At 65.1% G+C, this 25,503-nt stretch carries 24 protein-coding genes; 17 read left to right on the top strand and 7 right to left on the bottom strand.

Annotated features, from left to right (window positions below):
- The first annotated feature begins 28 nt into the window (after window positions 1-28).
- From hppD to phhA, 3 genes are all read left to right on the top strand, one after another.
- Window positions 29-1,159 (top strand): 4-hydroxyphenylpyruvate dioxygenase, encoded by a 1,131-nt coding sequence (hppD, locus tag H9K76_RS02685; protein ID WP_187598055.1) that lies wholly within the window; start codon window positions 29-31, stop codon window positions 1,157-1,159.
- Window positions 1,160-1,332: 173 nt separating this feature from the next.
- A complete protein-coding gene (locus H9K76_RS02680; protein WP_187598054.1) occupies window positions 1,333-2,220 on the top strand; it encodes a Bug family tripartite tricarboxylate transporter substrate binding protein in 888 nt (295 codons plus the stop codon).
- Window positions 2,221-2,280: 60 nt separating this feature from the next.
- Entirely contained in the window at window positions 2,281-3,123 is an 843-nt protein-coding gene (gene phhA / locus H9K76_RS02675) for a phenylalanine 4-monooxygenase (protein WP_187598053.1), read from the top strand.
- Here phhA and H9K76_RS02670 read toward each other — a convergent pair.
- A complete protein-coding gene (locus tag H9K76_RS02670; protein ID WP_187598052.1) occupies window positions 3,110-4,057 on the bottom strand; it encodes an esterase/lipase family protein in 948 nt (315 codons plus the stop codon). The genes phhA and H9K76_RS02670 overlap by 14 nt on opposite strands.
- 116 nt (window positions 4,058-4,173) lie before the next feature.
- Here H9K76_RS02670 and H9K76_RS02665 point away from each other — a divergent pair, with 116 nt between their 5' ends.
- The 5 genes from H9K76_RS02665 (at window position 4,174) to H9K76_RS02645 (ending at window position 9,449) form a co-directional block, all read left to right on the top strand.
- Complete coding sequence (locus H9K76_RS02665) at window positions 4,174-5,103, top strand: MBL fold metallo-hydrolase (protein WP_187598051.1); 930 nt, start codon at window positions 4,174-4,176, stop codon at window positions 5,101-5,103.
- A gap of 302 nt (window positions 5,104-5,405) precedes the next feature.
- Window positions 5,406-7,733, top strand: coding sequence for a TonB-dependent receptor (locus H9K76_RS02660; protein ID WP_187598050.1), 2,328 nt, complete (start codon window positions 5,406-5,408; stop codon window positions 7,731-7,733).
- 137 nt (window positions 7,734-7,870) lie between these two features.
- Window positions 7,871-8,554, top strand: a complete 684-nt coding sequence (locus H9K76_RS02655; RefSeq protein ID WP_187598049.1) for a Fe2+-dependent dioxygenase — start codon at window positions 7,871-7,873, stop codon at window positions 8,552-8,554.
- A gap of 40 nt (window positions 8,555-8,594) precedes the next feature.
- Window positions 8,595-8,867, top strand: coding sequence for a PepSY domain-containing protein (locus H9K76_RS02650; RefSeq protein WP_187598048.1), 273 nt, complete (start codon window positions 8,595-8,597; stop codon window positions 8,865-8,867).
- 15 nt (window positions 8,868-8,882) lie between these two features.
- Entirely contained in the window at window positions 8,883-9,449 is a 567-nt protein-coding gene (locus H9K76_RS02645) for a cytochrome b/b6 domain-containing protein (RefSeq protein ID WP_187598047.1), read from the top strand.
- A 68-nt stretch (window positions 9,450-9,517) separates the two neighbouring features.
- Here H9K76_RS02645 and H9K76_RS02640 read toward each other — a convergent pair whose 3' ends face one another.
- The gene (locus tag H9K76_RS02640) at window positions 9,518-10,090 is read right to left on the bottom strand and encodes a MarR family winged helix-turn-helix transcriptional regulator (protein WP_246475261.1); all 573 of its coding nucleotides are present in this window, start codon (window positions 10,088-10,090) and stop codon (window positions 9,518-9,520) included.
- A gap of 143 nt (window positions 10,091-10,233) precedes the next feature.
- Between H9K76_RS02640 and H9K76_RS02635 the strand changes: the two genes are divergently transcribed.
- Both H9K76_RS02635 and H9K76_RS02630 read left to right on the top strand, forming a co-directional pair.
- The gene (locus tag H9K76_RS02635) at window positions 10,234-11,205 is read left to right on the top strand and encodes a Bug family tripartite tricarboxylate transporter substrate binding protein (protein ID WP_187598046.1); all 972 of its coding nucleotides are present in this window, start codon (window positions 10,234-10,236) and stop codon (window positions 11,203-11,205) included.
- A 32-nt stretch (window positions 11,206-11,237) separates the two neighbouring features.
- Window positions 11,238-12,590: a sulfatase family protein gene (locus H9K76_RS02630; protein ID WP_187598045.1), complete on the top strand. Its 1,353-nt coding sequence runs from the start codon at window positions 11,238-11,240 to the stop codon at window positions 12,588-12,590.
- Between the two features lies 1 nt (window position 12,591).
- Here H9K76_RS02630 and H9K76_RS02625 read toward each other — a convergent pair whose 3' ends face one another.
- Entirely contained in the window at window positions 12,592-14,574 is a 1,983-nt protein-coding gene (locus tag H9K76_RS02625; protein WP_187598044.1) for a lytic transglycosylase domain-containing protein, read from the bottom strand.
- Window positions 14,575-14,588: 14 nt separating this feature from the next.
- Here H9K76_RS02625 and H9K76_RS02620 point away from each other — a divergent pair, with 14 nt between their 5' ends.
- Window positions 14,589-15,164 (top strand): 5-formyltetrahydrofolate cyclo-ligase, encoded by a 576-nt coding sequence (locus tag H9K76_RS02620; protein WP_187598043.1) that lies wholly within the window; start codon window positions 14,589-14,591, stop codon window positions 15,162-15,164.
- A 44-nt stretch (window positions 15,165-15,208) separates the two neighbouring features.
- On the opposite strand, the gene queC is transcribed toward H9K76_RS02620, so the two are convergent.
- Window positions 15,209-15,958: a 7-cyano-7-deazaguanine synthase QueC gene (queC, locus tag H9K76_RS02615; protein ID WP_187598042.1), complete on the bottom strand. Its 750-nt coding sequence runs from the start codon at window positions 15,956-15,958 to the stop codon at window positions 15,209-15,211.
- 114 nt (window positions 15,959-16,072) lie between these two features.
- Here queC and H9K76_RS02610 point away from each other — a divergent pair, with 114 nt between their 5' ends.
- The gene (locus H9K76_RS02610) at window positions 16,073-16,756 is read left to right on the top strand and encodes a glutathione S-transferase family protein (RefSeq protein WP_187598041.1); all 684 of its coding nucleotides are present in this window, start codon (window positions 16,073-16,075) and stop codon (window positions 16,754-16,756) included.
- 56 nt (window positions 16,757-16,812) lie between these two features.
- On the opposite strand, the gene H9K76_RS02605 is transcribed toward H9K76_RS02610, so the two are convergent.
- Complete coding sequence (locus H9K76_RS02605) at window positions 16,813-17,763, bottom strand: 3-hydroxyacyl-CoA dehydrogenase (protein WP_187598040.1); 951 nt, start codon at window positions 17,761-17,763, stop codon at window positions 16,813-16,815.
- Window positions 17,764-17,964: 201 nt separating this feature from the next.
- Between H9K76_RS02605 and H9K76_RS02600 the strand changes: the two genes are divergently transcribed.
- Window positions 17,965-19,248 (top strand): multifunctional CCA addition/repair protein, encoded by a 1,284-nt coding sequence (locus H9K76_RS02600; protein ID WP_187598039.1) that lies wholly within the window; start codon window positions 17,965-17,967, stop codon window positions 19,246-19,248.
- On the top strand, window positions 19,245-19,718 hold the full coding sequence (locus H9K76_RS02595; RefSeq protein ID WP_187598038.1) for a hypothetical protein: 474 nt from the start codon (window positions 19,245-19,247) through the stop codon (window positions 19,716-19,718). Before H9K76_RS02600 ends, H9K76_RS02595 begins: the two co-directional genes overlap by 4 nt.
- A 156-nt stretch (window positions 19,719-19,874) precedes the next feature.
- On the opposite strand, the gene trxC is transcribed toward H9K76_RS02595, so the two are convergent.
- Entirely contained in the window at window positions 19,875-20,309 is a 435-nt protein-coding gene (trxC, locus tag H9K76_RS02590) for a thioredoxin TrxC (RefSeq protein ID WP_187598037.1), read from the bottom strand.
- Between the two features lie 175 nt (window positions 20,310-20,484).
- On the opposite strand from trxC, the gene otsB reads away from it, so the two are divergent.
- From otsB to otsA, 3 genes are read left to right on the top strand one after another with little or no spacing between them, the layout of a single operon-like run.
- Complete coding sequence (gene otsB / locus H9K76_RS02585; protein WP_187598036.1) at window positions 20,485-21,273, top strand: trehalose-phosphatase; 789 nt, start codon at window positions 20,485-20,487, stop codon at window positions 21,271-21,273.
- Window positions 21,270-23,150, top strand: coding sequence for a glycoside hydrolase family 15 protein (locus tag H9K76_RS02580; protein ID WP_187598035.1), 1,881 nt, complete (start codon window positions 21,270-21,272; stop codon window positions 23,148-23,150). Before otsB ends, H9K76_RS02580 begins: the two co-directional genes overlap by 4 nt.
- The gene (gene otsA, locus H9K76_RS02575; protein WP_187598034.1) at window positions 23,150-24,529 is read left to right on the top strand and encodes an alpha,alpha-trehalose-phosphate synthase (UDP-forming); all 1,380 of its coding nucleotides are present in this window, start codon (window positions 23,150-23,152) and stop codon (window positions 24,527-24,529) included. Before H9K76_RS02580 ends, otsA begins: the two co-directional genes overlap by 1 nt.
- Window positions 24,530-24,532: 3 nt before the next feature.
- Here the strand turns inward: otsA and H9K76_RS02570 are convergent, their stop codons facing one another.
- On the bottom strand, window positions 24,533-25,495 hold the full coding sequence (locus H9K76_RS02570) for an ROK family protein (RefSeq protein WP_187600423.1): 963 nt from the start codon (window positions 25,493-25,495) through the stop codon (window positions 24,533-24,535).
- Between the last annotated feature and the right edge of the window lie 8 nt (window positions 25,496-25,503).

Genomic DNA, 25,503 nt, shown 5'->3' with positions numbered 1-25,503 from the left:
CGCGTCGAAGGATCCGGGAGACAAGCCAATGAACGCTCCTACCCACGAAACCGCCCTCCCATCGACAGCGTCCGCCTGGGAGAACCCCATGGGCACCGATGGATTCGAGTTCATCGAATATGCAGCCCCCAACCCCGCCGAAATGGGCAAGGCCTTCGAGGCCATGGGCTTCAAGCCGGTGGCCCGCCACCGCCACAAGAACGTGCTGCTGTACCGCCAGGGCGAGATCAACTTCATCATCAATGCCGAGCCTGACAGCTTCGCACAGCGCTTCGCCCGCCTGCATGGACCGAGCGTGTGCGCCATCGCCTTCCGCGTCCACGATGCCAAGGCCGCCTACGAGCGCGCGCTCAACCTGGGCGCCTGGGGCTATGCCGGTACCTCGGAGCCGGGCCAGTTGAACATCCCCGCCATCAAGGGCGTAGGCGACAGCCTGATCTATTTCGTGGACCGCTGGCGCGGCAAGAACGGCGCACGCCCGGGCGACATCGGCAACATCGGCTTCTTCGACGTCGATTTCGTGCCGCTGCCAGGCATCAGCACCGAGGAAATGCTCTACCCCAAGGGTGCGGGCCTGACCTATGTCGACCACCTCACGCACAACGTGCACCGTGGCCGCATGGTGGAGTGGGCGGACTTCTATGAACGCCTGTTCAACTTCCGCGAGGTCAAGTACTTCGACATCGAGGGCCAGGTCACCGGCGTCAAGAGCAAGGCCATGACCAGCCCCTGCGGCAAGATCCGCATCCCGATCAACGAGGAAGGCAAGGAAAAGCCGGGCCAGATCCAGGAGTACCTGGACATGTACAAGGGCGAGGGCATCCAGCACATCGCCATGGGCTCGGACAACCTGTACAACACGGTGGATACCCTCCGCGCCAACGGCGTGCGCCTGCTCGACACCATCGACACCTACTACGAACTCGTCGACAAGCGCATCCCCGGTCACGGCGAGAGCGTGGAGGAACTGCACAAGCGCAAGATCCTCATCGACGGCAAGAAGGACGCCATCCTGCTGCAGATCTTCAGCGAAAACCAGCTGGGACCGATCTTCTTTGAATTCATCCAGCGCAAGGGCGATGACGGCTTCGGCAATGGCAACTTCAAGGCGTTGTTCGAGAGCATCGAGCTCGACCAGATGCGTCGGGGCGTGCTCTGACGATCAACCTTGTCGGGTGAACGACATTGCTGCGCTGCAATAAATTGTAAATATACTGGCCCGCTGTTTACTTAACTTCCAAGGATCCGCCAGTGCTCCGCAGCCGTCTTCTGCTCAGTGTCTTGATCTCCTGCGTCCCCTGGGCCGCCCAGGCCCAGAACGCGTCCGCGCCGATGACCCTGGTCGTACCCTACCCTGCCGGCGGGCCGCTCGATACGTCGGCGCGGCTCATCGCGCAGGGAGCATCGACGCAGCTCGGCACGATTGCCGTGGAGAACAAACCCGGCAAGGGCGGCGGCGTCGGTGCCGATTTGGTTGCAAAAGCTGCCAAATCGGAGAACAGGATCCTGATGGGCGCCGTGGCCACGCACGCGGTCAATCCGTGGCTATACAAGGACTTCCCGTACGACCCCATCAAGGATTTCAAACCCCTGGTTCTCATTGCACGCACACCCAACGTGCTGGTGATGAATGCCGAGTTGGCCGCGCAACTCAACATCAACACCACGACCGACCTGGTGAAGTACCTCAAGGCGCATCCGGGTGAGCTCAAGTACGGCTCGGGCGGAAACGGCAGCATCGGCCACATCGCGGCCGAGATGTTCAAGTCGCTGACCAATACGCGCATGTCGCACCTGCCCTACCAGGGCTCCAGCCCCGCCCTCAAGGCCCTGCAGTCCAAGGACGTGGCACTGGTGTTCGACAACCTCGCATCCTCGCTGCCGCTGATCCAGTCGGGTCATCTCAAGGCGCTGGGCGTGACTTCGCTGGGCCGCGACGAGTCGCTGCCCAAGGTGCCCAGCATCAACGACGAGATTCCCGGCTTCAACGTGGTCACCTGGTTCGGCCTGTTCGCGCCGGCGTCCCTGCCGGATGCCGATGCACAGCGCTACGCGGAAGCCTTCGAGGCATCGATGAAGTCGAGCAGCGCCAAGGCCAACCTGAAGAAGATGGGCATCGAACCCGAGGACATGCGCCTCGCCAGCTTCAAGGAATTCGTCGCAAGCGAATATCACAAGTACGGCTTCCTGATCAAGGCAGCCAAGATCAGCATTCAATAAGAAGACCGCCAGACCGGGCCGGCAGGCCCCAGATGCGGTCGCATACCAAGGAGCAGCATCATGGGACAAGCCCCCGTCGTCTACGGCCAGTCGAGCCGTCCGCCGCGTGGTGACTACAGCCGCGCGCACGAGGACTACACCTGCGCGCAGGACTTCGCGGCCTACACCGCGCAGGATCACGACACCTATCACCGACTCTACGAACGCCAGTCCGCGCTGTTGCCGGGCCTGGCCAGCCAGGCATTCATCGACGTGCTGCCCCGCCTCGGCGCCAAGGAGCGCATTCCGCGCTTCGACGACATCAACGAAGCGCTGTGGAAGGCCACGCAATGGGAGATCGTCGCCGTGCCGGGGCTTATTCCCGAGCGGGCCTTCTTCTCGCTGCTGGCGAATCGCAAGTTCCCCGTCACCGACTGGATCCGCAAGCCCGAGGAGTTCGAATACATCGTCGAGCCCGATGTCTTCCACGACCTGTTTGGTCATGTGCCGCTCCTGTTCAATCCGGTGATCGCCGACTACATCCAGCGCTACGGCCAGGGCGGCCTGAAGGCCGAGGAACTCGGCCATGGCGAGATGCTTTCACGCCTGTATTGGTACACGATCGAATTCGGCCTGATCCGGGAGCCCCAGGGCGTGCGTGCCTACGGCGCCGGCATCCTGAGCTCGAGTGGCGAGCTGCAGTACAGCGTGCAAAGCCCCGAGCCGCGCCGGCTGCCGCTCGATCTGATGCGCACCATGCGCACGCGCTACAAGATCGACACCTACCAGCAGACCTATTTCGTGATCGACAGCTTCGAGCAGTTGTTCGCGCTCACCGAACCCGATTTCACACAGATCTACGAAGAGCTGAGCACGCTGCCGGAATATGGAGCGAACAGCGAGCTTCTCGTCAGCGCGGATTGAGCAGCGACCGCACCAGCGTCCACAGCTGGGGCGCCGCAAGCATCTGCACGTGGGCGTAGCCTGCCAGCGAATGGGATTGCGAATGGGGTGATGATGACGATGGCGCGCTGCCCAGTTGCGCCGTCGCCTCGGGAAACACGACGTTGTCGCAGTCGGAGAACACGCAGTGCCAGCGCACGCGAGCAAATGCGCTGCCGGCACGCGCCTCGTCGCGCTGCAACTGCGCCAACCAACGGCTGCCAGGGCGCATCTGCTGCACATTCGTGCCTCCCGCGCAATACGCCAGCAGCGATCCGTGGTGCGGGCTGCCGATGGTCACCACTTCGGCAGGAACATGGAGTGCACCCACCGCGTCGCCCTCCAGGCTGCGCAGCCAGTCGCGCACGACCAGGCCGCCCATGCTGTGCGCCACCAGCAGCGGCCGCTGGCCCGTCGCCGATTGCATGCGCTTCGCTGCGGCCTCCAGCGTTCCCCGTGCATTCTCGATGCGGTGCAGGAACAGCGGCAGGCTCACCGCGATGAAAGGGATGTTGCGTGCGCGCAGCCCGCGCATCGCCTCGGTCCAGACCGCTCGATTGCACAGCCAGCCGTGCACCAGCACCACACCGGTCCGGCCAGCAGCATCTGCGGGAAGATGGTCGGCCACCGCATGCTCCCGCCACGGCATCAGCCAGGCGAAGCAGCGCGCGGACTCGTGCGTTTCGGCGTTCCACGCGCGCAGCACCACGTTCGGGTCAGGCGGAGGCAGTTGCAGCCGTCGCCGCCAGGCCTGCATCACGAGAAACTGCAGCCCCAGCCAGAGTCGCCCGGCCAGCATCGCCAGCACCACGCCCGCCGCCGCCAGCCAGGGCGAACGCGGCCAGGCCCACGCGCACCAGGCGATCACACACAGCACATTGAACAAACTGACCGCACGCAGCCACCAGGCGACCATGAACCCCTGCCTTCCTGACAAAGTGATAGCGCAGATTGTGCATGGACAGTCCGCTTTCGTACCCTGCAACCGGGCACAATGGGCCCAACCTAGCCACAGAGACATACGCCGCGCCAATGAGCACCTCCCCCCTGCAGCTTCCCGACGACATCAGCGTGCTCGAACGCGGCTGGCTGTCGGCCAACAACATCCTCTTTCAGGGCAGGCATGGTGCGGCGCTGGTGGACAGCGGATACCACACGCACGCACAGCAGACCGTGGATCTGGTGGCGGCGAGCCTCGACGGCCGGCCGCTCGATCTGCTCGTGAACACGCATCTGCACAGCGATCACTGCGGCGGCAATGCCGCCCTGCAGGCCCGTTGGCCGCACTTGCAGACGCGAATCCCGCCGGGGCAGCTCGTGCATGTGCGCGACTGGGATGCCCGTGCGCTGACCTACGAGCCCACCGGCCAGCACTGCCCGCCTTTCCGCGCCGATGGCGTGCTCACGCCAGGGAGCGAGATTGCGCTGGGCGACGGCCTGTGGCAGATCCATGCCGCGCCGGGCCACGACACCCATGCGGTCGTGCTGTTCGAGCCCCACAGCGGCGTGCTCATCTCGGGCGACGCCCTGTGGGAGAACGGCTTCGGCGTGGTGTTCCCTGAACTCGACGGCGAGGAAGGGTTCGGCGACGTGGGCGCCACGCTCGACCTCATTGCGCGTCTCGCGCCGACCATCGTGATTCCGGGCCACGGACCGGTGTTCGGCGATGTGCAGAGGGCACTCGATGTCGCTCGCCGCCGCCTGGCCGGCTTCGAGGCCGACCCGCTCAAGCATGCACGGCACGCCGCCAAGGTGCTGCTCAAGTACAAGCTGCTCGAATGGCAGCGTATCGCGCTCGACGATGCGCTGCGCTGGCTGCGCGAGACTCCGTATTTCCAGGTGCTGCACCGCAGGTACTTTGCCGACCGCGAGGCAGCCCAATGGAGCGAAGAACTCGTGGCAGACCTTGTCCGCAGCGATGCAGCAGCGCTCGAAGACCGCACGACCCTGCTCAATCGCTGAAAGCCTTCGCAGGCTGCTGCATGAATGTCGATACAGGCCGGTGCGGGTCGAAGCATGCCGCACGCGGACAACTCCCAACCGCTCTGGCGAAGAGGCTGTAGCGCGAGTCAAAAATCTCCAGATGGTTCCATTGCCTCGACACCCAGGCTGATTTTTGTCGTGTCAATTTGTTGCTGACTCGCAACGGAATACCGCTGCGAGATCTGCGAAATGAGGCTTTTTGCGTGGGGTGGCTCAAATAAACCCACGAATGATAGTGATTCTTAATAATAATCGCGCCAAATCCAACAGAGAGCCTCCCCATGAAATCGCAACGACCCCACGTCAAGAAACCCAGGAGCCTGCGCCTCGTCGACAGCGTTGCCGCAGCCGCCGTGCTGCTGCCGCTCGGCGCCATGGCACAAACAGCCGCCACGCCTCCCGCCGCGACATCGCTGTCCACCGTGACGGTGAGCGAGCAGGCCATCGACCCAAACCCCAATGCGGAAGTCGGCGCGCCGTACAAGGCCAAGACGTCGGCCGACTCGCGCCACACCCGCCCCCTGGCCGAGACGCCACAGACCATCTCCGTGGTGACCAAGTCGGCCATCGATGATTCCGGCGCCACCGACCTCAAGCAGATCCTGTCCGCCCAGCCCGGCATCACGCTCGGCACCGGCGAAAACGGCAACGCCTTCGGCGACCGCTACATCATCCGCGGCCAGGAAGCACGCTCCGACGTGTTCGTCGACGGCCTGCGCGACCCCGGCATGACCACCCGCGAGAGCTTCGCGGTCGAGCAGATCGAAATCACCAAGGGCCCCAACTCCACGTTCGCAGGCCGCGGCTCCGCTGGCGGCGCGGTGAACGTCATCACCAAGCAGGCCACGCTCGACTACGACTTCACCCGCCTTTCGGGCTCGGTCGGTACCGACAGCCACTACCGCCTGATGATGGACGCCAACAAGGCCATCAACGACACCTTCGCACTGCGCGTGAATGCGCTGGTCGGCAGCGAGGACGTGCCCGATCGCGGCCCTTCCGAGCGCAAGCGCAAGGGCCTGGCGCTGTCCGGCCTGTGGGAAGTGAACTCCGACCTGAGCGTGACCCTGGACTACTACGGTTTCCGCGGCAAGGACAACCAGCCCGACCTGGGCGGCTACCTCGTCGGCACCGCGCCAGCGCGCTACCCCGCGAGCAACGTGCCCGTCTATGCACAGGGCAATGACTTCCTGAAGTCGGACGTCGACACGCTGACCGCACGCATCAACTACCGCCTGTCCTCCGACCTCAAGCTCAACAGCCTGACGCGCTACGGCACGTCGAGCAACGGCTATGCCACCACGGGTGCATCCAGCCGTACAGCCTACAACCCCGACGGCTCCACCTACACCACAGCCGGCATCGACAGCGGACACACCGGCTGGCAGGAGGTGCACTACTTCGCCCACCAGTCCAACCTGCGCTGGGACAAGGTGATCGGCGGCATGAAGCACGAGATCATCACGGGCTTCGAGTACACCGACCACATGGTCAAGTCGGGCAACTACGCCATCACCAACGCCAATGCATTCAACTGCCGCACCAGCGCGACAGCCACTGCCAACAATGGCTGGTGCTTCACCAACGCAGCCGGCACCAGCTTCGGGGATCCATCATCGCTGGCAGGCCGCAGCTACTCGCGCAACGGCTGGAACCGTGACTGGCAGGTGCGCACCTACGCCCTGTCGCTCATGGATACCGTGGACCTGACCGACCAATGGACCGTGTTCGGCGGCGTGCGCGCTGACCACTACAAGCTGTCCATGCTGACGCGCAACAACACCACGGGTGCGCAGACGGGTGATTACGGCTTCAGCGACACGCTGTTCAACGGCCACCTGGGCGTGAGCTACAAGATCAACCCGATGGGCATGGTCTACGCGGGCTACGGCACGGCGCAGGACATCAACGGCGGCGAACCCGATGCGGGCACCAACAGCGGCTACGGCGGCCTGGTCATCTACAACGGCAGCGCCGCAGGTGCCAAGCCCGAGCGCTCGGAGAACATCGAGATCGGCACCAAGTGGAACCTCCTGGACGACAAGCTGCTCGCAACAGCCGCCATGTTCCAGACCACCAAGTCCGACGTGATGGAAGGCGCGGACTACGGCACGACCGGCACGTTCAACACCGGCAAGAACCGCGTGCGCGGCGTCGAATTCGGCCTGGCCGGCAATGTGACCAAGGAATTCCAGGTGCAGGCCGGCGTGGCCATCATGAAGTCCAAGGTGCTCAAGTCCGCCACCGCCGCGAACGTGGGCCGTCCGCTGTCCAACTTCGCCGACCGCTCGTTCTCGCTGCAGGGCAAGTACCAGCTCACCAAGGACTTCTCGATCGGCGCCATCGCGCGCCACGAAAGCGACCGCTGCGGCGGCCAGCCCGACACGGCCGCCGGCTACACGGCGTCCGGTGTGTGCTCGCAGCCCGTTCCCTCGTTCACCGTGTATGACGCGTTCGCTTCGTACCGCATCAACAAGCATGCGGACGTGCGCCTGAACGTGCTGAACCTCACGAACAAGGACTACTACACCGCCGTGTACCGCTCCGGCGCATTCCTCTACAAGGGTGATGCCCGCGCCGTGCGCCTGACGCTGAACCTCGATCTGTAATCCACGGATCGGCGCCGCACCGCCCGCAGCCGCATCCGTGCGCTGCGGGCATGCATCACAATCAGTGACCCACCTGCCGGGCCGATGCCCGGCTTTGGTGTTTGCTGCAAGGCGTACCTTCATCACCGACCCAGGCCATGCTGATCACCATCGACAAAGTCCTCACCAAGGAACAGGTCCTCCAGTTTCGCGAGCAGCTCGATGCCGCTCCCTGGCAGGACGGTGCGGCCACGGCCGGCACGCTGGCCCGCAGCGCCAAGCGCAACCTGCAGCTCGACGACGAAAGTGCGCTCTGCACGCAACTGGGCCAGCAGATATTGCGCATCCTCGCGCAAACGCCGCGCTTCATCTCGGCGGCGCTTCCACGAGCCATCTATCCGCCCAAGTTCAACCGCTACACCGACGGCGGCACCTACGGCGCGCATGTGGACAGCTCGCTCATGTTCCTGCCCGGATCGCACCAGCAGATCCGCACCGACCTGTCCGCCACGCTGTTTCTCGCTGAGCCGGACGATTACGACGGCGGCGAGCTCGAGGTGGAGGGTCCGTTCGGCGTGCAGGAGATCAAGCTGGAGGCAGGCGACATGGTGCTCTACCCCTCCACGAGCCTGCACCGCGTGACACCTGTGACACGTGGCGCGCGCGTGGCCTCGTTCTTCTGGATCGAAAGCCTCGTGCCCGACGAGGGCGAACGCTCGCTGCTGTTCGACCTGGACCAGACCGTCCAGCAGCTCACGCCCTCCATGGCACCGGACGACCCCCGCCTGGTGCAACTCACCGGCATCTATCACAATCTCGTGCGCCGCTGGGCTCGAACCTGACGCACGGCACCGATCTTTCGCCCACCCAGGAGCCTCCAACATGAAAAAACTCCACTCCGTCCTCTGCGCTGCGGTACTCGCGCTCTGCGCCAATGCAGCCTCCGCCCACGGCAACGTGCAGTGCAAGGAATACCCCAAGAGTGAATGGCGCCCGCACACCGAGCTGCAGGACAAGCTGGTCAAGGAAGGCTGGACCGTGCGCCGCATGGAAAAGACCGACACCTGCTACGAGGTCTACGGCAAGGACCCCAAGGGCAAGCGCGTGGAGGCCTTCTTCGACCCCAAGACACTCGAGCGCGTCGAAGAAGATTGATGCATTGACGAACTGATGTCGGCAGTTGAGAAGAAGACCGCACTCGAGCCGCGGGTGCGTGTCTGGGACTGGCCCGTGCGCCTGTTGCATTGGGGGCTGGTGGTCTGCGTCGCGCTGTCCTGGTGGAGCCGCGAAGACCTCGGTCCCCTGCATGAGCGCACGGGCTATGCCGTCATCGGCATCCTCCTTGCGCGGCTGATATGGGGCTTTGCGGGAAGCCGCTACGCGCGCTTTTCCCAGTTCGTGCGGTCACCGGAAGCCACCATGGCCTATGCGCGCGCCGCTCTCTCTGGAAAGGCCCCGCGCTACATCGGCCACAACCCGCTGGGCGGCTTGATGGTGGTGGCGCTGCTTGCCTGCCTGTCACTGCTGACCTTCACCGGCTGGCTCTACACCACAGACATGTTCTGGGGCTACGGCTGGCTCGCCTACCTGCACAAGTACACCGCCTGGGTGCTGCTGGGTCTCGTGGCCCTGCACATCTGCGGCATGCTGTGGACCTGCCGGGAGCACCATGAAAACCTGGTGGGCGCGATGTTCACCGGCAGGAAGAAGGCACCGTCGCAGAACGACGTGGCGTGACGCCTCGGAGCCCCGCGACGCGAGCCGATGGCTGCGCCGGCCCCCACCTCCTGCACCGGCCTCCTGCATCACCCGCGCGATCTCGCTCCCGCGCGTCGTGAAGGAAACTCGGGGTCGCTGTGCCCATCGGCAGCTTCCAGCTGCTGGATCCGCCCCTGCAGCGAATGGAGCGCCGCATCCAGCCTGTCCACCGCCAGTGGATCCCGCGCATCGAGCGCGTCAAGCAATTGCAGATTGATGCGCCGGATCTGCGGCCACAGTTCATCGTGCATCCGCTGCCCCTGCTCCGTCAGATGTAGCTCGATTTCACGGCGATTGGCCTGCGCCTTGGTTTTCTGGATCAGGCCCTTCACATGCATCGAGCCGATCGCCCGCGAAATGCGTGCGCGATCCAGCTCGAGCTTTTCCGCCAGAGCGGAAGGCTGCAGTCCCGGCTGCTGCGCCAGCCACATCAGCACGCCCCATTCGCGGCGCGTGATGCCATGTCCGCGCTCGCACAGGCGGGTCACCAGGCGCGCGGACGCTGACGATAGCTTGGCGATCCGGTAGAGCAGCAAATCTCCGGGCTGCACGGGATCGCCGAGCGAAGAGATGGGCGGGGGAGAAGGATCGGGCATGCGGCGAGGGTAAATACCAGTCATGGTTGATTTGAACAACTGTGCCGATTCTGAATAAATTTCAAGAAACCTTCTGTCGATCTGGTTCGTGCAGAGGGCCCTTGGCTCACGATTGGCCCCCACTGCCGCCCAACCGGCAGGAGGCGAGATTGCCCGGAGAACAAAGCATGCTCACACAACGCCGCCGTCACTTCATCGCGCAGTCGCTGGCTGCCACCGCTGGCGTCGCGCTCGCCGCCAACAGCTTCGCGGCACAGGAAGTCCTGCGCATCGTCGTAGGCTACCCGCCAGGCGGCGCAAGTGACCGCGTGGCACGCATTCTGGCCGACAAGATGCAGATGCTGCTGGGTTCCCCCGTGATTGTTGAAAACCGGGCCGGTGCCGGTGGCCGCGTGGCAGCGCAGTTCCTGCGCAACGCGCCCGCGCAGCCGCCCATGCTGATGCTTGCCAACCCGGCGGTGATGGTGGTTTCGCCCCTGGTGGTGAACGATGCGGGCTACGACGCAGACAAGGACTTCATTCCCGTCAGCGAGGTCAACAGCTACGTCTTCGGTGTCGCGGTGTCGAGTGCCGTTCCTGTCAAGGAACTGTCCCATCTGCTGGCGTGGCTCAAGGCCAATCCCAAGCAAGCAAACATCGGCGTCCCGGCAACTGGCAGCCTGCCACATTTCTTTGCGCTGATGCTGGGCCAGAAGGCAGGTGTCGAAGCCGAGGCCGTGGGCTACAAGGGCTCGGCGCCGCTGATCACCGACCTGATCGGCGGTCAGGTGCCGGTCGCGGTGGATACGCTCGACGGGCTGCTGGCGCAGCACGAAGCCGGCAAGTTGCGCATCCTCGCGGTCTCGGGCGAGCAGCGCAATCCAGCCGCGCCGAATGTGCCCACCTTGAAGGAAGCAGGGGTGAGTCTTTCTGCTGAGGGCTGGAACACCGTGTTTGCGCCCAGATCCACGCCCGCCGCGCAAGTGCAGCGCTACGCCGACGCCATCGGGAAAGCCATGCGCGACCCCGACACCATCAAGCAATTCAAGGCCAGCAATCTCGACCCGGTCGTGAGCACGCCGCAGCAAACCCGTGAACGCCTGGCAGCGTACCGCAAGCAATGGGAGCCGGTGATCCGCGCATCGGGCTACAAGGCTTGAGAGCGTGTTGACGATCTTCGCTCAGGTCTGACATGAACCACACGACACAACGCCCCAACATCATCTTCATCGTCGCCGACGATCTCGGCTATGCCGACCTCGGCTGCTACGGTGGTCGCGATGCCGCGTTCGGCCCCGTCTCGCCCGTCCTCGACCGGCTGGCCGCCAATGGACTGAAGCTCACCCAGGGCTACTCGAACTCACCCGTCTGCTCGCCCACCCGCTTCGCGATGATGACCGCGCGTTATCAATACCGCCTGCGCGGCGCGGCCGAAGAGCCCATCCGCACCAGCACGCGCGGCAACAGCACCCTGGGTCTGCCGACTAGCCATCCGACCCTGCCATCGCTGCTCCACAGCGCGGGCTACCGGACAGCGCTCATGGGCAAGTGGCACCTGGGCTATCCGCCGCACTTCAGCCCCATCCGCTCGGGCTACGAAGAGTTCTGCGGCCCGATGTCCGGCGGCGTGGACTACTTCACGCACTGCGGGGCCAACGGACAGCACGACCTGTGGTTGGGTGAAGAGGAAAAGCGGCAGGAAGGCTACCTCACCGATCTGATCACCGACTGGTCGGTGGACTTCATCGAGCGCATGGCCGAAGGTGCGCAAGCCCCACAGCAAACGCCGTTCTTCCTGAGCGTTCACTACACGGCCCCCCACTGGCCATGGGAAACGCGCGACGATGAAGACCTCTCGCACGAACTGCGCGAAAACCAGCAGGCGCTCTACCACCTGCATGGCGGGAACGTCGAGACCTATCGCCGCATGATCCACCAGATGGACGAGGGCATCGGCCGCATCGTCGCGACACTGGAGCAGCAGAAGCTGCTGGACAATACCCTGATCGTCTTCACCAGCGACAACGGTGGCGAGCGCTTCTCGGACAACTGGCCGCTCGTGGGCGGCAAGATGGACCTGACGGAAGGCGGCATCCGCGTGCCATGGATCGCCCACTGGCCCCGTGTCATCGCGGCAGGCACGACCAGCGAGCAGACCTGCATGACGATGGACTGGTCGGCCACCATGCTCGAATTGGGCGGCGCGCAGGCCGATGCGGATTTCCCGCTGGATGGTGAATCGCTTGCGCCGCTGCTGGCCGACACCACGACACTCAGGAACCGTCCCCTGTTCTGGCGCATGAACCACCGCGGCCAACGCGCCATGCGCGATGGCGACTGGAAATATCTGCGCGTGGACGGCATCGACTATCTCTTCAACCTGAGAAGCGACGAACGCGAACGCGCCAACCTCGCTCCGGTGCAGCCACAGCGGCTGGCCGCGATGGTCGGCGCGTGGGAACAATGGAACGATTCCATGCCCGTGATCCCCGCCGACGCCACCGTGAGCCTCTGCTACACCGAAAAGGACATGCCCCAGCGCTGAATCAGGGCAGATCCTTGTTCGGCTCCGGCTCGCTTGCAAGGCGCGGGCCGATGGTGCCAAGGCGGGCCTTCACCGACTGCGGTTGCCCCGTGAGGATGGCCGCGTAGTTGGTCGTGTTCGCAAGCACGTTCTTCACATAGCCGCGTGTCTCGGCAAAAGGCACGTTCTCGGCCCAGATCGCGCCCTCGATCACCGGCCCGTTGCGCCAGTTGCGCGGCCGGCCCGGTCCCGCGTTGTAGCCCGCTGCCGCCAGCGCCATCGAATCGTCGAAGTCGTCGAGCGCGAGCTTCAGGTAGGCAGTGCCGATGGTGATGTTGGTCTCGCGGTCGTAGATCATGTCCGGCGTGAAGTCGGTCATGCCGATCTTGCGCGCCGTCCACTTCGCCGTGGCGGGCATCACCTGCATCAGGCCCGACGCCCCGACGTGCGAACGTGCATCCATGATGAAGCGGCTTTCCTGCCGGATCAGGCCATACACGTAGGCCGGATCCAGGCCGATGCGCTGGGAATGGTCGACCACCGACGAGCGGAACGGCATCGGGAAGCGTTGCGTCACATCGATGAAGGACTTGGTGCGTTCGCTGGTGTTGATGCAGCGATCCCAGACTTCCTGCTTGCAGGCAAAGTCGGCAGCGGCCAGCAGTTCGCGGTCCCCCATGCCGCCGGGCGCATGCAGGTTGGTTGCGTAGTTCCACTCGCGCACGCCTTCGCTGCGCAGGCCCAGCAAGATGGCATAGACGCCCCTGTTGAGCGCCGGATTGGCCTTGGCGGCTGCCATTTCCTCCGGTGTGAGCGGTGCGGGCGCGGCAGGAGCTGTGATCTTCTGCCCCAGTTCCTCGCGTGCCAACTGTTCATAGAAACTGCTGCTGCCCGCAATGCTCTCGAACAGGCGCTTGGCATTGGCCCGGTCCTCGTCGCCCGGCCGGTTGCTCATGTAGGCGCGGCCACGCCAGTAGACCCAGGTCGGATCGTTGCGTCCCGCCACCGTCATTGCATCGATGCTGCGGGCCACCACCTTCCATTGGCCCGCGCGCAACGCGGCGCGTGCACGCCAGCCCAGCATGTCGTCGGTGAGATCGGCGTCACGGCTCACATTGGCAAAGTAGCCCAATGCATCGCCCGACAGCGCGATGGCCGACTGCTTGCCGATCAGGCCCCAGAGCCAGTTGCGCTCCTCTGCCGACAGTTGCACACCCCATTTGGAATCCAGCAGGCGTGCCGCCGCGGAAGGATCGCTCATCGCCATGCGGATCAGCGCCAGCACGATGAATTCCTGCTTCATCTTGCCGCGCGCCGTGGCCCTGCCCGTCAGGTACTTGGTGGGAGAGTCGACCGCTTCGCGCAGGCCGCCCACCGACTCCGGCGCCACGATCTGCACGGCCTTCTGCACGGCGCGCAGCCGGTTCGCCTCGGCCGCCAGACGGGCCTTGCGCCACACGTCGAGCGGCTTGATCTTCTTGGCCGCAAACAGCTCGGCCGCCGCGTAGGCGCAGCCGTCGTCCACGTCGCGCTGCGCGTACCAGTTGGCAAGCACCACGGCGGCGATGTCCTCCGTCGCCTTGCCCAGCATCTGGTCGACATTCAGCGCATAGCACTGCACTTCCTTGTCGTCGCGCATGCGGAACTTCGCATGCATGTCGAGGAAACGCTCCCAGTCGCGACGCTGGCCGAGCAGCAGCAGCCAGTCGTTGCGCAGGCGATCTTCCTGGTAGCTGCCCGCATAGCGTTGCAAAAATGCATCGACCTCGTCCTGCGTGGCCTCCTCGAGCCGCGCCTTCAATTCCCAGTAGGCCGCCCAGGGCTCCAGCACGTGGCCGCGCGCGCCCGGGAGCAGCGCAGTGAGCTTTTGCTTGTCTTTCTGCCTGAACGCCTTTTGCATTTCAAGCAGCACGTCGTCGCCTCGGGTCTGAGCCGAAACGGAGGGGAGCGCACCTGCCAGACTAGCCCCGAGCAGGAACGGTGTCAGAATCTTGAGCCATTGCATTGTGGGATTATGTGATGGACAAAGCAGCCCTGCGCCGCGCACTGGTAGAACAACGCCTGAATTTGCCCGACAGATTGGTCCGTGCCGACATGTTGCAGCGCGTCATGCGCATCTGGCTGGTGGATCGCCCCGATACCGTCATCGGGGCCTACTGGCCCATCAAGGGCGAGTTCGATCCCCTGCCCGCCCTGCACCGCTGGAAGGAGGACGGCGAGCTCCTCGACGAGCCCCTGCGCCGCCGCATCGGCCTGCCGGTGGTGAACCGCGAGCACAAGACCCTCACCTTCCATGCCTGGTACCCAGGCTGCCCCATGGAAGAAGATGCCTATGGCATTCCCAAGCCCAAGGACACCGAGCTGATCGTCCCCACCCTGCTGTTTGTGCCCTGCGTGGGCTATGGCGCCGGCGGCTACCGGCTGGGCTACGGCGGAGGCTTCTACGACCGCACGCTTGCCGCGCTGGAGCCGCGCCCCTTCACCGTGGGGCTCGGCTACACCAACGGTTATGTGGACGAATTCGAACCGGAAGCCCATGACCAGCCCCTCGACGCCATCCTCAACGACAACGGAGTGGTCTGGCCGAACTACTGAAGGGCTCGCGCCCCTGTTCAGTACATTTAGCTACAATTTGAGTGTCATGACGCGCGCTGGCTGCGCCATTGCGCCCAGCCACGCGCACGCAACTCGCAGGCCGGGCAGGTGCCGCAGCCAAATCCCCAGTCATGCAATTCATCGCGCACGCCCTGATAGCAGGTGTGCGTTTCGCGCCGGACCAGCTCGACCAGCCTGTCACCGCCCAGCTCGAACGCCAGCTGCCACGTCTGCGCCTTGTCCAGCCACATCAGCGGCGTGTCGATCAGCAATCGCCGCGCAAGGCCCAGGTTGAGCGCCAGCTGCATGGCCTTCATCGTGTCATCGCGGCAGTCGGGATAGCCTGAGAAATCGGTCTCGCACACCCCGGTCACGATCACCGAGATGCCGCGCCGGTATGCGAGGGCCCCCGCCAGCGTCAGAAACAGCAGGTTGCGCCCCGGCACGAAGGTGTTCGGCAGGCCGTCGGCCTGCATCGCGAACGCCACATCCTCGGTGAGCGAGGAGCCGCCGATCTGCGCAAGCACGTCGAGGGAGAGCACATGGTCCTCACCCAGCCTGTCCCGCCACTCGGGAAACGCACTCACCAGCGCTTCGCGCGCCGACAGGCGCACCTGCATCTCCACGCCGTGTCGCTGGCCGTAGTCGAAGCCCAGCGTCTCCACCCGCTGATAGCGCGACAGCGCCTGCGCAAGGCATGTGGTGGAATCCTGGCCGCCGGAAAAGAGGACCAGGGCCGTGGTGTGGTGGCCGGTGGCGGCCAGGGAGGCTGGGGAGGGAGAACTCGCAATCATGGGGCGGGATTAAAGCACTCATTGAAGCCCCATGCGAAGCATCCACACAGGTCGTGAGCAGTATCGGCCTCCCCTACACTGGGCCGTTCTATTCTTGACCTGACGGGAAACGCCATGCTTCAACTCTTCATCGGCAACAAAAACTACTCCTCCTGGTCCATGCGCCCATGGGTGCTGCTCAAGCAGGCCGGCATCCCGTTCGAGGAGGTGATGGTGCGCTTCGACAGCTTCTCCGAAGGCTCGAAATTCAAGACGCAGATCGGCAAGGTCTCCCCCACGGGCAAGGTGCCCGCGCTGGTCGATGGCGACATCGGCGTCTGGGACACCCTGGCCATCGCCGAGTATCTGGCCGAGAAGTTTCCCGAAAAGCATCTGTGGCCGCAGGACGTGAAGGCACGCGCCACGGCACGCAGCGTCTGCGCCGAGATGCACAGCGGCTTCACCGCCCTGCGCAGCAACTGTCCCGTGAACATCGAGGCGCAGTTGCCGGACATCGGTGCGCTGGTCTGGCGCGACCAGCCCGGCGTGCGCGCCGACGTGCAGCGCCTGATCGAGATGTGGAGCGGCCTGCTCGACACCTACGGTGGCCCCATGCTGTTTGGCGAATTCAGCATTGCCGATGCGTACTACGCGCCCGTCTGCTCGCGCCTCACCACCTACGCGTTGCCCTTGCCCCAGCACATCAAGGCCTATGTCGAGCGCGTGATGTCCCTGCCCGGCATGCAGGCCTGGGTGAAGGACGCGCTCGCGGAAGAGGACTTCGTTCCCTTCGACGAGCCGTACCGGGTGCGCCGCTAGGCTCCTGTGGGAGTGGAGGGCGGCTCACTCCGCCATTCATTCACTCCATCCATCCTTCATTCGCCGGTTTCGCCGCGCAGCTTCACGACCTTCATCAGCGCCCGGTCGCGCCACGCCACCCGCTCCTCCCATTGATCGAGCGGCAGCGCGGCCCGGCGCTGGGCGGCCACCTTGGCGACGAGCTCGGGTGTCCATGGGTCGCTCTGGCCACGTTCCTTGCCCATGCGCTCGTAGGACGGTCCCATCTTCTCGGCGTGCGAGGCAATGCCGCCGCGCGTGTTGAGATCCGCCGTCTCGAACGGCCCGATGACCGACCAGCGCATGCCAAGGCCATCGCGCATCACCGTGTCGATGTCTTCCACGCTGGCAACCCCATCGCGCACCAGGCAATAGGCCTCGCGCAACACGGCCCCCTGCAGGCGGTTGAAGAGAAAGCCCTCCACCTCCCGCGCCACCAGCACGGGCTTCAGGCCCGCCGCGGAAGTGATCCGCATGGCGCGCTCCACGCTTTCCTGGCTGGTATAGGGCGCAGGCACCACTTCGAGCACCGGGATCAGGTAAGGCGGGTTGCCGGGATGCAGCACCATGCAGCGCGCGCGACCCTTGAGCTCCTCGGTGAATTTCGAGCCCGCAAGAAACGATGACGCGCTCGCCAGAATCGCCGTCTCGGGCGCAAGCGCATCGAGCTCGGCAAACAGCGCGCGCTTGATCTCCACACGCTCCGGCGCGCACTCGATCACGAGGTCCGCCGTGCCGACCGCCTCGGCAAGTTGCGGACACACCGTGAGCAGAGGCAGGATGGCGGCGATCCGCACGCGATCCTGCAGCCCCTCTGACGCCAGGTCCTCCAGGCGGCTTGCGAACGTGGCGCCCGCGCGTTCGCGCGCTGCGGCATCCGGATCGAACAGGCGCACCGGATGGCCGGTACGCGCAAACACAATGGCGAAAGCCACGCCAATGCTGCCAGCGCCCACGATGGCGATGGTGGGTCGTGCATGTTGCTGCATGGGGAAAAGAGTCCTTGAAATCGAAAACGGGATCGCGCGGCCCCTTCAACCGGGGGCACAGCCATGCCGAATGCTAACGGCTGCATGGCACGCCGCGTGGCTCCCGCGCGCAAGCCGCAGTAATTTTGTAGGCTGCGGCGAGCACCTCCCGATCAAGCATCCCTTACGCAACCATCCTGCAGGAAACACTACACTCGAATCATGCAAATCTATATGGTGGGTGGCGCCGTGCGCGACCGGTTGATGGGGCATCCTGTCCATGACCACGACTGGGTCGTGGTCGGTGCCACGCCCGAGGACATGACACAGCGCGGCTATGTGCCCGTCGGCCGGGACTTTCCCGTGTTCCTGCATCCGCAGACCCACGAGGAATATGCACTCGCGCGCACCGAGCGCAAGAGCGGCCGCGGCTACCGCGGCTTCACGGTGCAGGCATCGCCCGATGTGACGCTCGAGGAAGACCTCTCGCGCCGAGATCTCACCATCAATGCCATGGCGGCCTCCATCGACTGGGATGGCTTGGCGGCTGCCGTGATCGACCCCCACGGCGGACAGCGCGACCTGCGGGACAAGGTGCTGCGCCACGTGACCGGCGCCTTCCGCGAGGACCCCGTTCGCATCCTGCGCATCGCGCGCTTTGCCGCGCGCTTTGCCGACTACCGTGTTGCGCCAGAGACCATGGCGTTGATGCGCGAGATGGTGGCCGACGGCGAAGCCGATCACCTGGTCGCGGAACGCGTATGGCAAGAGCTCTCTCGCGGGCTCATGGAAAAGCAGCCATCGCGCATGTTCGACGTGCTGCGCGAATGCGGGGCGCTTGCACGTCTACTGCCCGAACTCGATCGCCTGTGGGGCGTGCCGCAGCGCGCGGAGTACCACCCCGAGGTCGACACCGGCGTGCATGTGATGATGGTGGTGGATATGGCCGCGCGGCTCAATGCGCCGCTCGACGTGCGCTTCGCCTGCTTGATGCACGACCTGGGCAAGGGCACGACGCCGCCCGACATCCTGCCACGCCATCATGCGCATGAGGAGCGCGGCGTCGATCTTGCAAACGCGGTCTGCGATCGCTGGCGCGTGCCCAACGACCTGCACGAGCTCGCGGTGCTGGTGGCGCGCGAGCACGGCAACATCCACCGCAGCGCAGAGCTCAATGCCGCCGCGCTGCTGCGGCTCTTCGAGCGCTGCGATGCCATTCGCAAGCCGCAGCGCTTCGCCGATGCACTGTTTGCCTGCGAATGCGATGCGCGCGGCCGGCTCGGCTTCGAGGAGCGTGCCTACCCTCAGCGCGCACGGCTGTGGAGCGCGCTGCAATCCGTGCTTGCCGTGAAGACGGGACCGATCGCGGGAGCGGCGGCCAAGCGCGGGCTGAAGGGCGAAGCGATCGGCGCGGCAGTGGCCGATGCGCGCCGTGCCGCGCTGCGTGGCTGGCTTTCCGATGAGTCACCAGGGTTATCGCCCGACGCCGACAATCCTGCAGCATGAACGAAAGTGCCACACCATTGCTGATCACCACGACGCAGGAACTGCATGACCTGGCCGCGCACGGAGGGTCGGGGGACAACTGCGATTGCCGCCTTGCGCACTGCAAGGGCTGGGAGAGCATCACGGATACGCAGTGGCCCGCCGGACAGATGCATCTGGTCGCGGATCTGCGCGATCCCGGGGTGGACGAGCCTACGTTCGAGGAACTCCATACGGGCGGGACGCGCTATGAAAGCCCCGACGCACCCATCGCCCTTGCCTACTTTCCCGTGAACCGCGCACAGGTGTGGCGCTGCGGGCATTGCGGGCTGCAGGTGATGCGCTATACGGAGTTCGGGGGGTACTACATTGATCACCGGGTGCGGGTGCTCGATGTGGGTCTGGTGGTGGCTGGGCCTCCTGTGCCTTCTGTGCCTTCTGTGCCTTCTGTGCCTTCTGTGCCTTCTGTGCCTTCGCTGTCTGGTGGTTGACGGGGGCTTGCCTCTTTTTGCTGTTTTTCATTTGAGGACAGAGGCCGGAACTGCCCCGGCCTCCACCCCAAACCAGGCAAGAGAACGTCCTATCAACGATGAACACCCGCCAGGAAAGAACCGCGCTCACCCGCGGCTCTCTCCCATCTTGCGCACTTAAATCACCGACTCCACCCACCGCACAATCTCGCCAGCGGGCAAAGCCCCCGAGATGCGCGCCAGCTCCTTGCCTTCCTTGAACACCGCCATCGTCGGAATGCTGCGAATGTTGAAGGGCGCGGCGGTCTGGGGATAGGCTTCGGTGTCGAGCTTGGCAAATTGCGCCCTGGTTTTCAGCGTGTTGCCGGCCTGCTCGAAGGCAGGAGCCATCATGCGGCAAGGGCCGCACCAGGGCGCCCAGAAATCGACCACCACCGGCAGCTGGCTGCGGCCCACATGCCTTGCGAAGCTTGTGTCGTCCAATGCCACCGGATGGCCTGTCACCAGTGGCTGATGGCAGCTGCCGCAGTGCGCCTCGCCGCCCAGCTGGTCTATAGCGATGCGGTTGGTGGTGTGGCAGTGGGGGCAGACGATGTGCAGTTTGTCGGACATGGCGGTGGTCTCTGGTTGGAGGTGGGTGCGGCGCCTTGGAGGAAGCCGAAATCAAAAGCGTGCGCGCGCATTTTCATTATCTGGATGCAGCGACCACTTTTTCAAGCGGACGACAGCCCTGTGGGGCCAAGGACTACAAGCAGGCGCCCCTGTGAATGGTTAAGGTCTGTGGGCAATGCAAGGGCTTCCAAGGCTGACTCCAGGCCATGCACTTTTTCTCGATTTCGACGGCACGCTGGTGGATATCGCTCCCCAGCCGGATGCCGTGCGGGTGGCGCACGGGCTGATCGGCACGTTGGGTCTGCTGCAGGAGATGCTGCACGGCGCGCTGGCCATCGTCACGGGACGCAGGCTGGCGGATATCGATCACTATCTTTCTCCGCTGCGGCTCATCGTCGCGAGCGAACATGGTGCGCATTGCCGCATGGCCGGCGACCCCCAACCCCAGGCGGCCGCGGCAAACGCGCTGCCGGATCGGCTCGCTCAGGCCGCTCGGCAATTGCAACACGCGCTGCAGCCCTATCCGCAGCTGCTGCTGGAACCCAAGACCTCGGGTATTGCGCTGCACTACCGCCATGCACCCGAGCTTGAGTCCTTGTGCAGCGCGCTCATGCACCAGTTGCTGAACGAGCTGCCCGGCATGGAGTTGCTGCGCGGCAAATGCGTGCTCGAGCTCAAGCCGCGCAATGCCAACAAAGGCTTCGCCATCGCCCAGCTCATGCAGTTGCCGATGTTCCGGGGCCGTGTGCCGATCTTCGTCGGCGACGACGTGACCGATGAGCAAGCCTTCGTCGCCGTGCAGCAGCTGGGAGGGACGGGCGTGAAGGTGGGGGTTGGAGAGAGCCTCGCGCAATCGCGCTGCGAAACGACGGAGCAGGTGCGTATGTGGCTCGCGCAACAGGCAGCAGCGCAGTCCCGCGAGACCGCGAATCCACAAGACACCACGAGGGAAGCCATGCCATGACCCAGACACCCCCAAGCCATCCCGATGCCCTGCAGGCCGTCCATGCGGTGAACGCCGCGCCGGAGCAGCCCTCTGCCGAACGCTTTCGCCCCTCCCTTGCACCCTCGTTGAACCTGGGGGTGATCGGCAACTGCTCCATCAGCGCGCTGGTCGATGCCCAGGGCGACATCGTCTTCAGCTGCCTGCCGCGCTTCGATGGGGACCCGGTGTTCAATGCGCTGCTGCAGCCCGGCGACGAAGGCAGCCGCTTCGCCATCGAGCTTGAGGATCTCGCCAGCACGCAGCAAGCCTACGAGCCCAATACCGCCGTGCTGCGCACGCGTCTGGTGGACCGCAGCGGCAACAGCGTCGAGATCACCGACTTTGCGCCGCGCTTCATCTCGCGTTCGCGCTTCTTCCGGCCCGTGATGCTGGTGCGCACCGTCCGCCGGCTGCAGGGCGCACCGCGCATCCGCGTGCGGGTCAATCCACGCTTTGGCTGGGGAGGCACCACGCCCACCATCACGCGCGGGAGCAACCATGTGCGCTATGTCGGCCCCGACATGGCGCTGCGCCTGAACACCGATGCACCGGTGTCCTATGTACTGGAGCAGCAGCCCTTCCTGCTCACCGGAACGCACCACTTCCTGCTGGGTGCAGATGAGTCGCTTGCCAATGGCATCGCAGCGACCGCGCTGCAGTTCGAGCACGACACCATTGCCTACTGGCGCAAGTGGAGCCAGGGCCTGTCGATTCCGCTCGAATGGCAGGATGCGGTGATCCGGGCGGCCATCACCCTCAAGCTGTCCCTGTACGAGGAAACCGGTGCCATCGTGGCCGCGATGACGACGAGCATTCCCGAATCGGCCCACAGCGGCCGTAACTGGGACTACCGCTACTGCTGGCTGCGCGACGCCTTCTTCGTGGTGCGCGCGCTCAACAGCCTCTCCGAAACCGGCACGATGGAGGACTATCTGCGCTGGCTCTCCAACGTGGTGATCGAGGCCACGTCGGGACACATCCAGCCACTGTATGGCATCGGCCTCGAAAGCCTGCTGCCCGAAGAACTGGTGCCGCAACTCGCCGGTTACCGCGGCATGGGGCCGGTGCGCGTGGGCAACCAGGCGGCCGAGCATTTCCAGCATGACGTCTACGGCAACATCGTGCTCGGCGCGGCGCAGGCATTCCATGACCAGCGGCTGCTGCATCCCGCCGGTGAATCCGAATTCCGCTATCTCGAACGCGTGGGTGAACAGGCGGTGCGCGTGTATGGACAGCCCGACGCAGGCATGTGGGAGCTGCGCACGCGGGCCCGCGTGCATACCTCGTCAGCGCTCATGAGCTGGGCCGCATGCGACCGGCTCGCCAAGATCGCGGTGCGCCTGGGCCTGGCGGAACGAGCGCACTACTGGGGGGAGCATGCAAGCCGCATGCGCGAGGAAATCCTCGCACGCTCATGGAACGAACAGCGCAAGGCCTTTGCCGAGAGCTTCGGTGGCAGCGAGCTCGATGCCAGCGTGCTGCTGATGAGCGAGGTGGGCCTGATCGACGCGCGTGACCCGCGCTTCGTGAGCACGGTGGACGCCATGGAGCGAAGCCTCTGCGACGGCCCGTTCATGCGGCGCTACGAGGCGGCGGACGACTTCGGCAAACCCGAGACCTCCTTCAACATCTGCACCTTCTGGCGCATCGATGCACTCGCTCGCATCGGCCGCAAGGAGCAGGCGCGGGAGATCTTCGAGGCCATGCTCGCAGTGCGCAATCCACTCGGCCTGCTCTCCGAGGACACGCATGCCATCACGCACGAGATGTGGGGCAATTTCCCGCAGACCTACTCGATGGTGGGGGTGATCAACGCGGCCATCGCCTTGTCGAAACCCTGGACGGCGGTGATCTGATGAGCCGATTGGTCGTCGTCTCCAACCGCCTGGCCGACCCGCGCAAGCCCGCGGCGGGCGGTCTCGCCGTGGCACTGGGCGAATCCCTGCAACGCACCGGCGGGCTGTGGTTCGGATGGAGCGGCAACATCGCGGACAACACGGCCGATGGCGAAGGGCACCTGCATACGCGCAGCTCCGGAAAGGTCACGCTCGCCACCGTCGATCTGAACCAGAACGACTACGAGACCTACTACGAGGGCTACGCCAACAGCGTGCTCTGGCCCGTGTTCCACTACCGGCTCGATCTGGCCGACTTCAACACGCGCTACCTCGCCGGCTATCGCCGCGTGAACCAGCTCTTTGCGCGCAAGCTGAAGGCGCTGCTGCGCGACGACGACATCATCTGGGTACATGACTACCACCTGATCCCGCTCGCGGCGGAGCTGCGCGCGCTCGGCTGCCGCCAGCGCATCGGCTTCTTCCTGCACATCCCGCTGCCGCCCGCGCTGATGCTGGCGGCCATACCGCAGCACGAATGGCTGATGCGCTCGCTGTTTTCCTACGATCTCGTGGGCCTGCAGAGCGAGGCCGACGTGAGCCACTGCATACGCTACATGACCACCGAGGCAGGTGCCGAGCTGCTTGCGGACCAGCGCCTGCGCGCCCACAACGCGACGGTGCAGGTGCGAGCGTTCCCGATCGGCATCGACGTGCAGGAGTTCCGACGCCTCGGCCAGTCGCAGGATGCCCTCGACACCTACGAGAGCGTGCGCCGTGAATACTCGCGCCGGCAGCTGCTCCTCGGCATCGACCGGCTGGACTATTCGAAGGGCATACCCCAGCGGGTGCGCGCATTCAGCGAGCTGCTGGAGCGCTACCCCGACAACGAGCACAGCGCCACGTTGCTGATGATCGCCTCGCCCAGCCGGGACTCGGTGCACGCCTATGCCGACCTGCGGCACGAGCTGGAAGGCCTGTGCGGCGCGATCAACGGCAACTTCGGTGACCTGGACTGGATGCCCGTGCGCTACATCCATCGCACGGTGGCGCGCCGGCGCGTGCCGGGCCTGTGCCGAGCCTCACGCGTGGGGCTGGTCACACCGCTGCGCGACGGCATGAACCTCGTGGCCAAGGAATACGTGGTCGCGCAGGACCCCGACGACCCCGGCGTGCTGGTGCTGTCGCGTTTCGCAGGCGCCGCCGAGCAGTTGAAGGATGCCCTGCTGGTCAACCCCTACGACACGCAGGGCATGGCGGAAAGTATCCAGGCCGCGCTGCACATGCCGCTCGAGGAACGCCAGCGCAGGCACCGTGCGCTCCTGGAGAACATCACCCGGTTTGATGTGCACTGGTGGCGCGAGTCATTTCTTGCCGCGCTCGGCGCCTCATCGCCCTGACGGTCAGGGGCGGCTGGACTCATCCTCCGTGATCAGCGCCAGCGCCGCATAGTCGCCCACCTTGTCGCCCAGGCCGGCCACGTACAGTTCTACGCCCTTGGTCAACGCGGGGAAGTGGCGTGCCAGTTCCTTTTCCAGCAAGGGCAGCAACAACGGTGCGTGGTGAAGGAACACCGAGCCCCCCAGGCTGATACGCTGCAGGTCGAGCGTGGCAACGAGGTTGTAGAGCAGCCGGCCCATCACCTCGCAGAGATAGCCCACCTCGCGCAGCGCGTCCACATCCCCCTGCTTCGCGGCGAGCAGCAGCGACTGCGCGTCGGTGCCGATCCGGCGCACAAGCGATCCACCGGCAATCATCGATTCCACGTCGCCATGGTTGCCGCAGCCGCAGAGGGCGGCGGCATCGCCATCCACCACGAAGCTGTGGCCCGCATGCCCCGCGTTGCCGTTCTTGCCCCGCAGCACGCGGCCATCGACGCACAGCCCCACGCCCACACCCGTGCTCCAGGTCACGTAGGCGCAGTGCTCCGAGCCACGCAGCGCGCCCCATCGGCGCTCGGCCTCAAGCGCCGCCACGGCGTCATTGGCAATGCGCACCGTGCCCAATGCCGCGCAGAGCGGCGCTTCGAGCGGGACCTGCGTCCACTCGTTGCCGATGCCGCGCGGCGAGCCTGCCAGGCCCCCGCAGATGTTGGGATTGGCCACCTCGATGCGGTCGTCCTTCAGCACGAACGGGCCGCAGGAAGACACCCCCGTGGTGCTGATGCCGGCGCGCTGCATGCCCAGCCGGGCGCATGCAGCGTCAATGAGCGAGAGCACCTGCTCCGCCAACGCACCGATGTCGCCATGCTTGATCGTCGGCTCCGATACCCGCACGGCGATGGCCGGCGGTTCCGTCATCCGCGCATCCGACGCCACCAGGCTCACGGCCACCTTGGTTCCACCGATGTCCACGCACGCTTTCACACCCATCC

The organism is Diaphorobacter ruginosibacter (genome assembly GCF_014395975.1).
Lineage (GTDB): Bacteria > Pseudomonadota > Gammaproteobacteria > Burkholderiales > Burkholderiaceae_C > Diaphorobacter_A > Diaphorobacter_A ruginosibacter.
The sequence above is the reverse complement of the archived record's forward strand: the minus strand, read 5'-3'. Positions and strand labels throughout refer to the sequence as shown.

Coding starts and splice junctions, on each gene's coding strand:
- H9K76_RS02625 (WP_187598044.1), bottom strand. CDS start 14,574: ATGCAATGGCTCAAGATTCTGACACCGTTCCTGCTCGGGGCTAGTCTG.
- H9K76_RS02640 (WP_246475261.1), bottom strand. CDS start 10,090: ATGACTGGTATTTACCCTCGCCGCATGCCCGATCCTTCTCCCCCGCCC.
- otsB (WP_187598036.1), top strand. CDS start 20,485: ATGCAAGGGCTTCCAAGGCTGACTCCAGGCCATGCACTTTTTCTCGAT.
- H9K76_RS02635 (WP_187598046.1), top strand. CDS start 10,234: ATGCTCACACAACGCCGCCGTCACTTCATCGCGCAGTCGCTGGCTGCC.
- H9K76_RS02605 (WP_187598040.1), bottom strand. CDS start 17,763: ATGCAGCAACATGCACGACCCACCATCGCCATCGTGGGCGCTGGCAGC.
- H9K76_RS02680 (WP_187598054.1), top strand. CDS start 1,333: ATGACCCTGGTCGTACCCTACCCTGCCGGCGGGCCGCTCGATACGTCG.
- otsA (WP_187598034.1), top strand. CDS start 23,150: ATGAGCCGATTGGTCGTCGTCTCCAACCGCCTGGCCGACCCGCGCAAG.
- hppD (WP_187598055.1), top strand. CDS start 29: ATGAACGCTCCTACCCACGAAACCGCCCTCCCATCGACAGCGTCCGCC.
- H9K76_RS02670 (WP_187598052.1), bottom strand. CDS start 4,057: ATGGTCGCCTGGTGGCTGCGTGCGGTCAGTTTGTTCAATGTGCTGTGT.
- H9K76_RS02660 (WP_187598050.1), top strand. CDS start 5,406: ATGAAATCGCAACGACCCCACGTCAAGAAACCCAGGAGCCTGCGCCTC.
- H9K76_RS02650 (WP_187598048.1), top strand. CDS start 8,595: ATGAAAAAACTCCACTCCGTCCTCTGCGCTGCGGTACTCGCGCTCTGC.
- H9K76_RS02580 (WP_187598035.1), top strand. CDS start 21,270: ATGACCCAGACACCCCCAAGCCATCCCGATGCCCTGCAGGCCGTCCAT.
- H9K76_RS02600 (WP_187598039.1), top strand. CDS start 17,965: ATGCAAATCTATATGGTGGGTGGCGCCGTGCGCGACCGGTTGATGGGG.
- H9K76_RS02620 (WP_187598043.1), top strand. CDS start 14,589: ATGGACAAAGCAGCCCTGCGCCGCGCACTGGTAGAACAACGCCTGAAT.
- phhA (WP_187598053.1), top strand. CDS start 2,281: ATGGGACAAGCCCCCGTCGTCTACGGCCAGTCGAGCCGTCCGCCGCGT.
- trxC (WP_187598037.1), bottom strand. CDS start 20,309: ATGTCCGACAAACTGCACATCGTCTGCCCCCACTGCCACACCACCAAC.
- H9K76_RS02665 (WP_187598051.1), top strand. CDS start 4,174: ATGAGCACCTCCCCCCTGCAGCTTCCCGACGACATCAGCGTGCTCGAA.
- queC (WP_187598042.1), bottom strand. CDS start 15,958: ATGATTGCGAGTTCTCCCTCCCCAGCCTCCCTGGCCGCCACCGGCCAC.
- H9K76_RS02595 (WP_187598038.1), top strand. CDS start 19,245: ATGAACGAAAGTGCCACACCATTGCTGATCACCACGACGCAGGAACTG.
- H9K76_RS02645 (WP_187598047.1), top strand. CDS start 8,883: ATGTCGGCAGTTGAGAAGAAGACCGCACTCGAGCCGCGGGTGCGTGTC.
- H9K76_RS02610 (WP_187598041.1), top strand. CDS start 16,073: ATGCTTCAACTCTTCATCGGCAACAAAAACTACTCCTCCTGGTCCATG.
- H9K76_RS02655 (WP_187598049.1), top strand. CDS start 7,871: ATGCTGATCACCATCGACAAAGTCCTCACCAAGGAACAGGTCCTCCAG.
- H9K76_RS02630 (WP_187598045.1), top strand. CDS start 11,238: ATGAACCACACGACACAACGCCCCAACATCATCTTCATCGTCGCCGAC.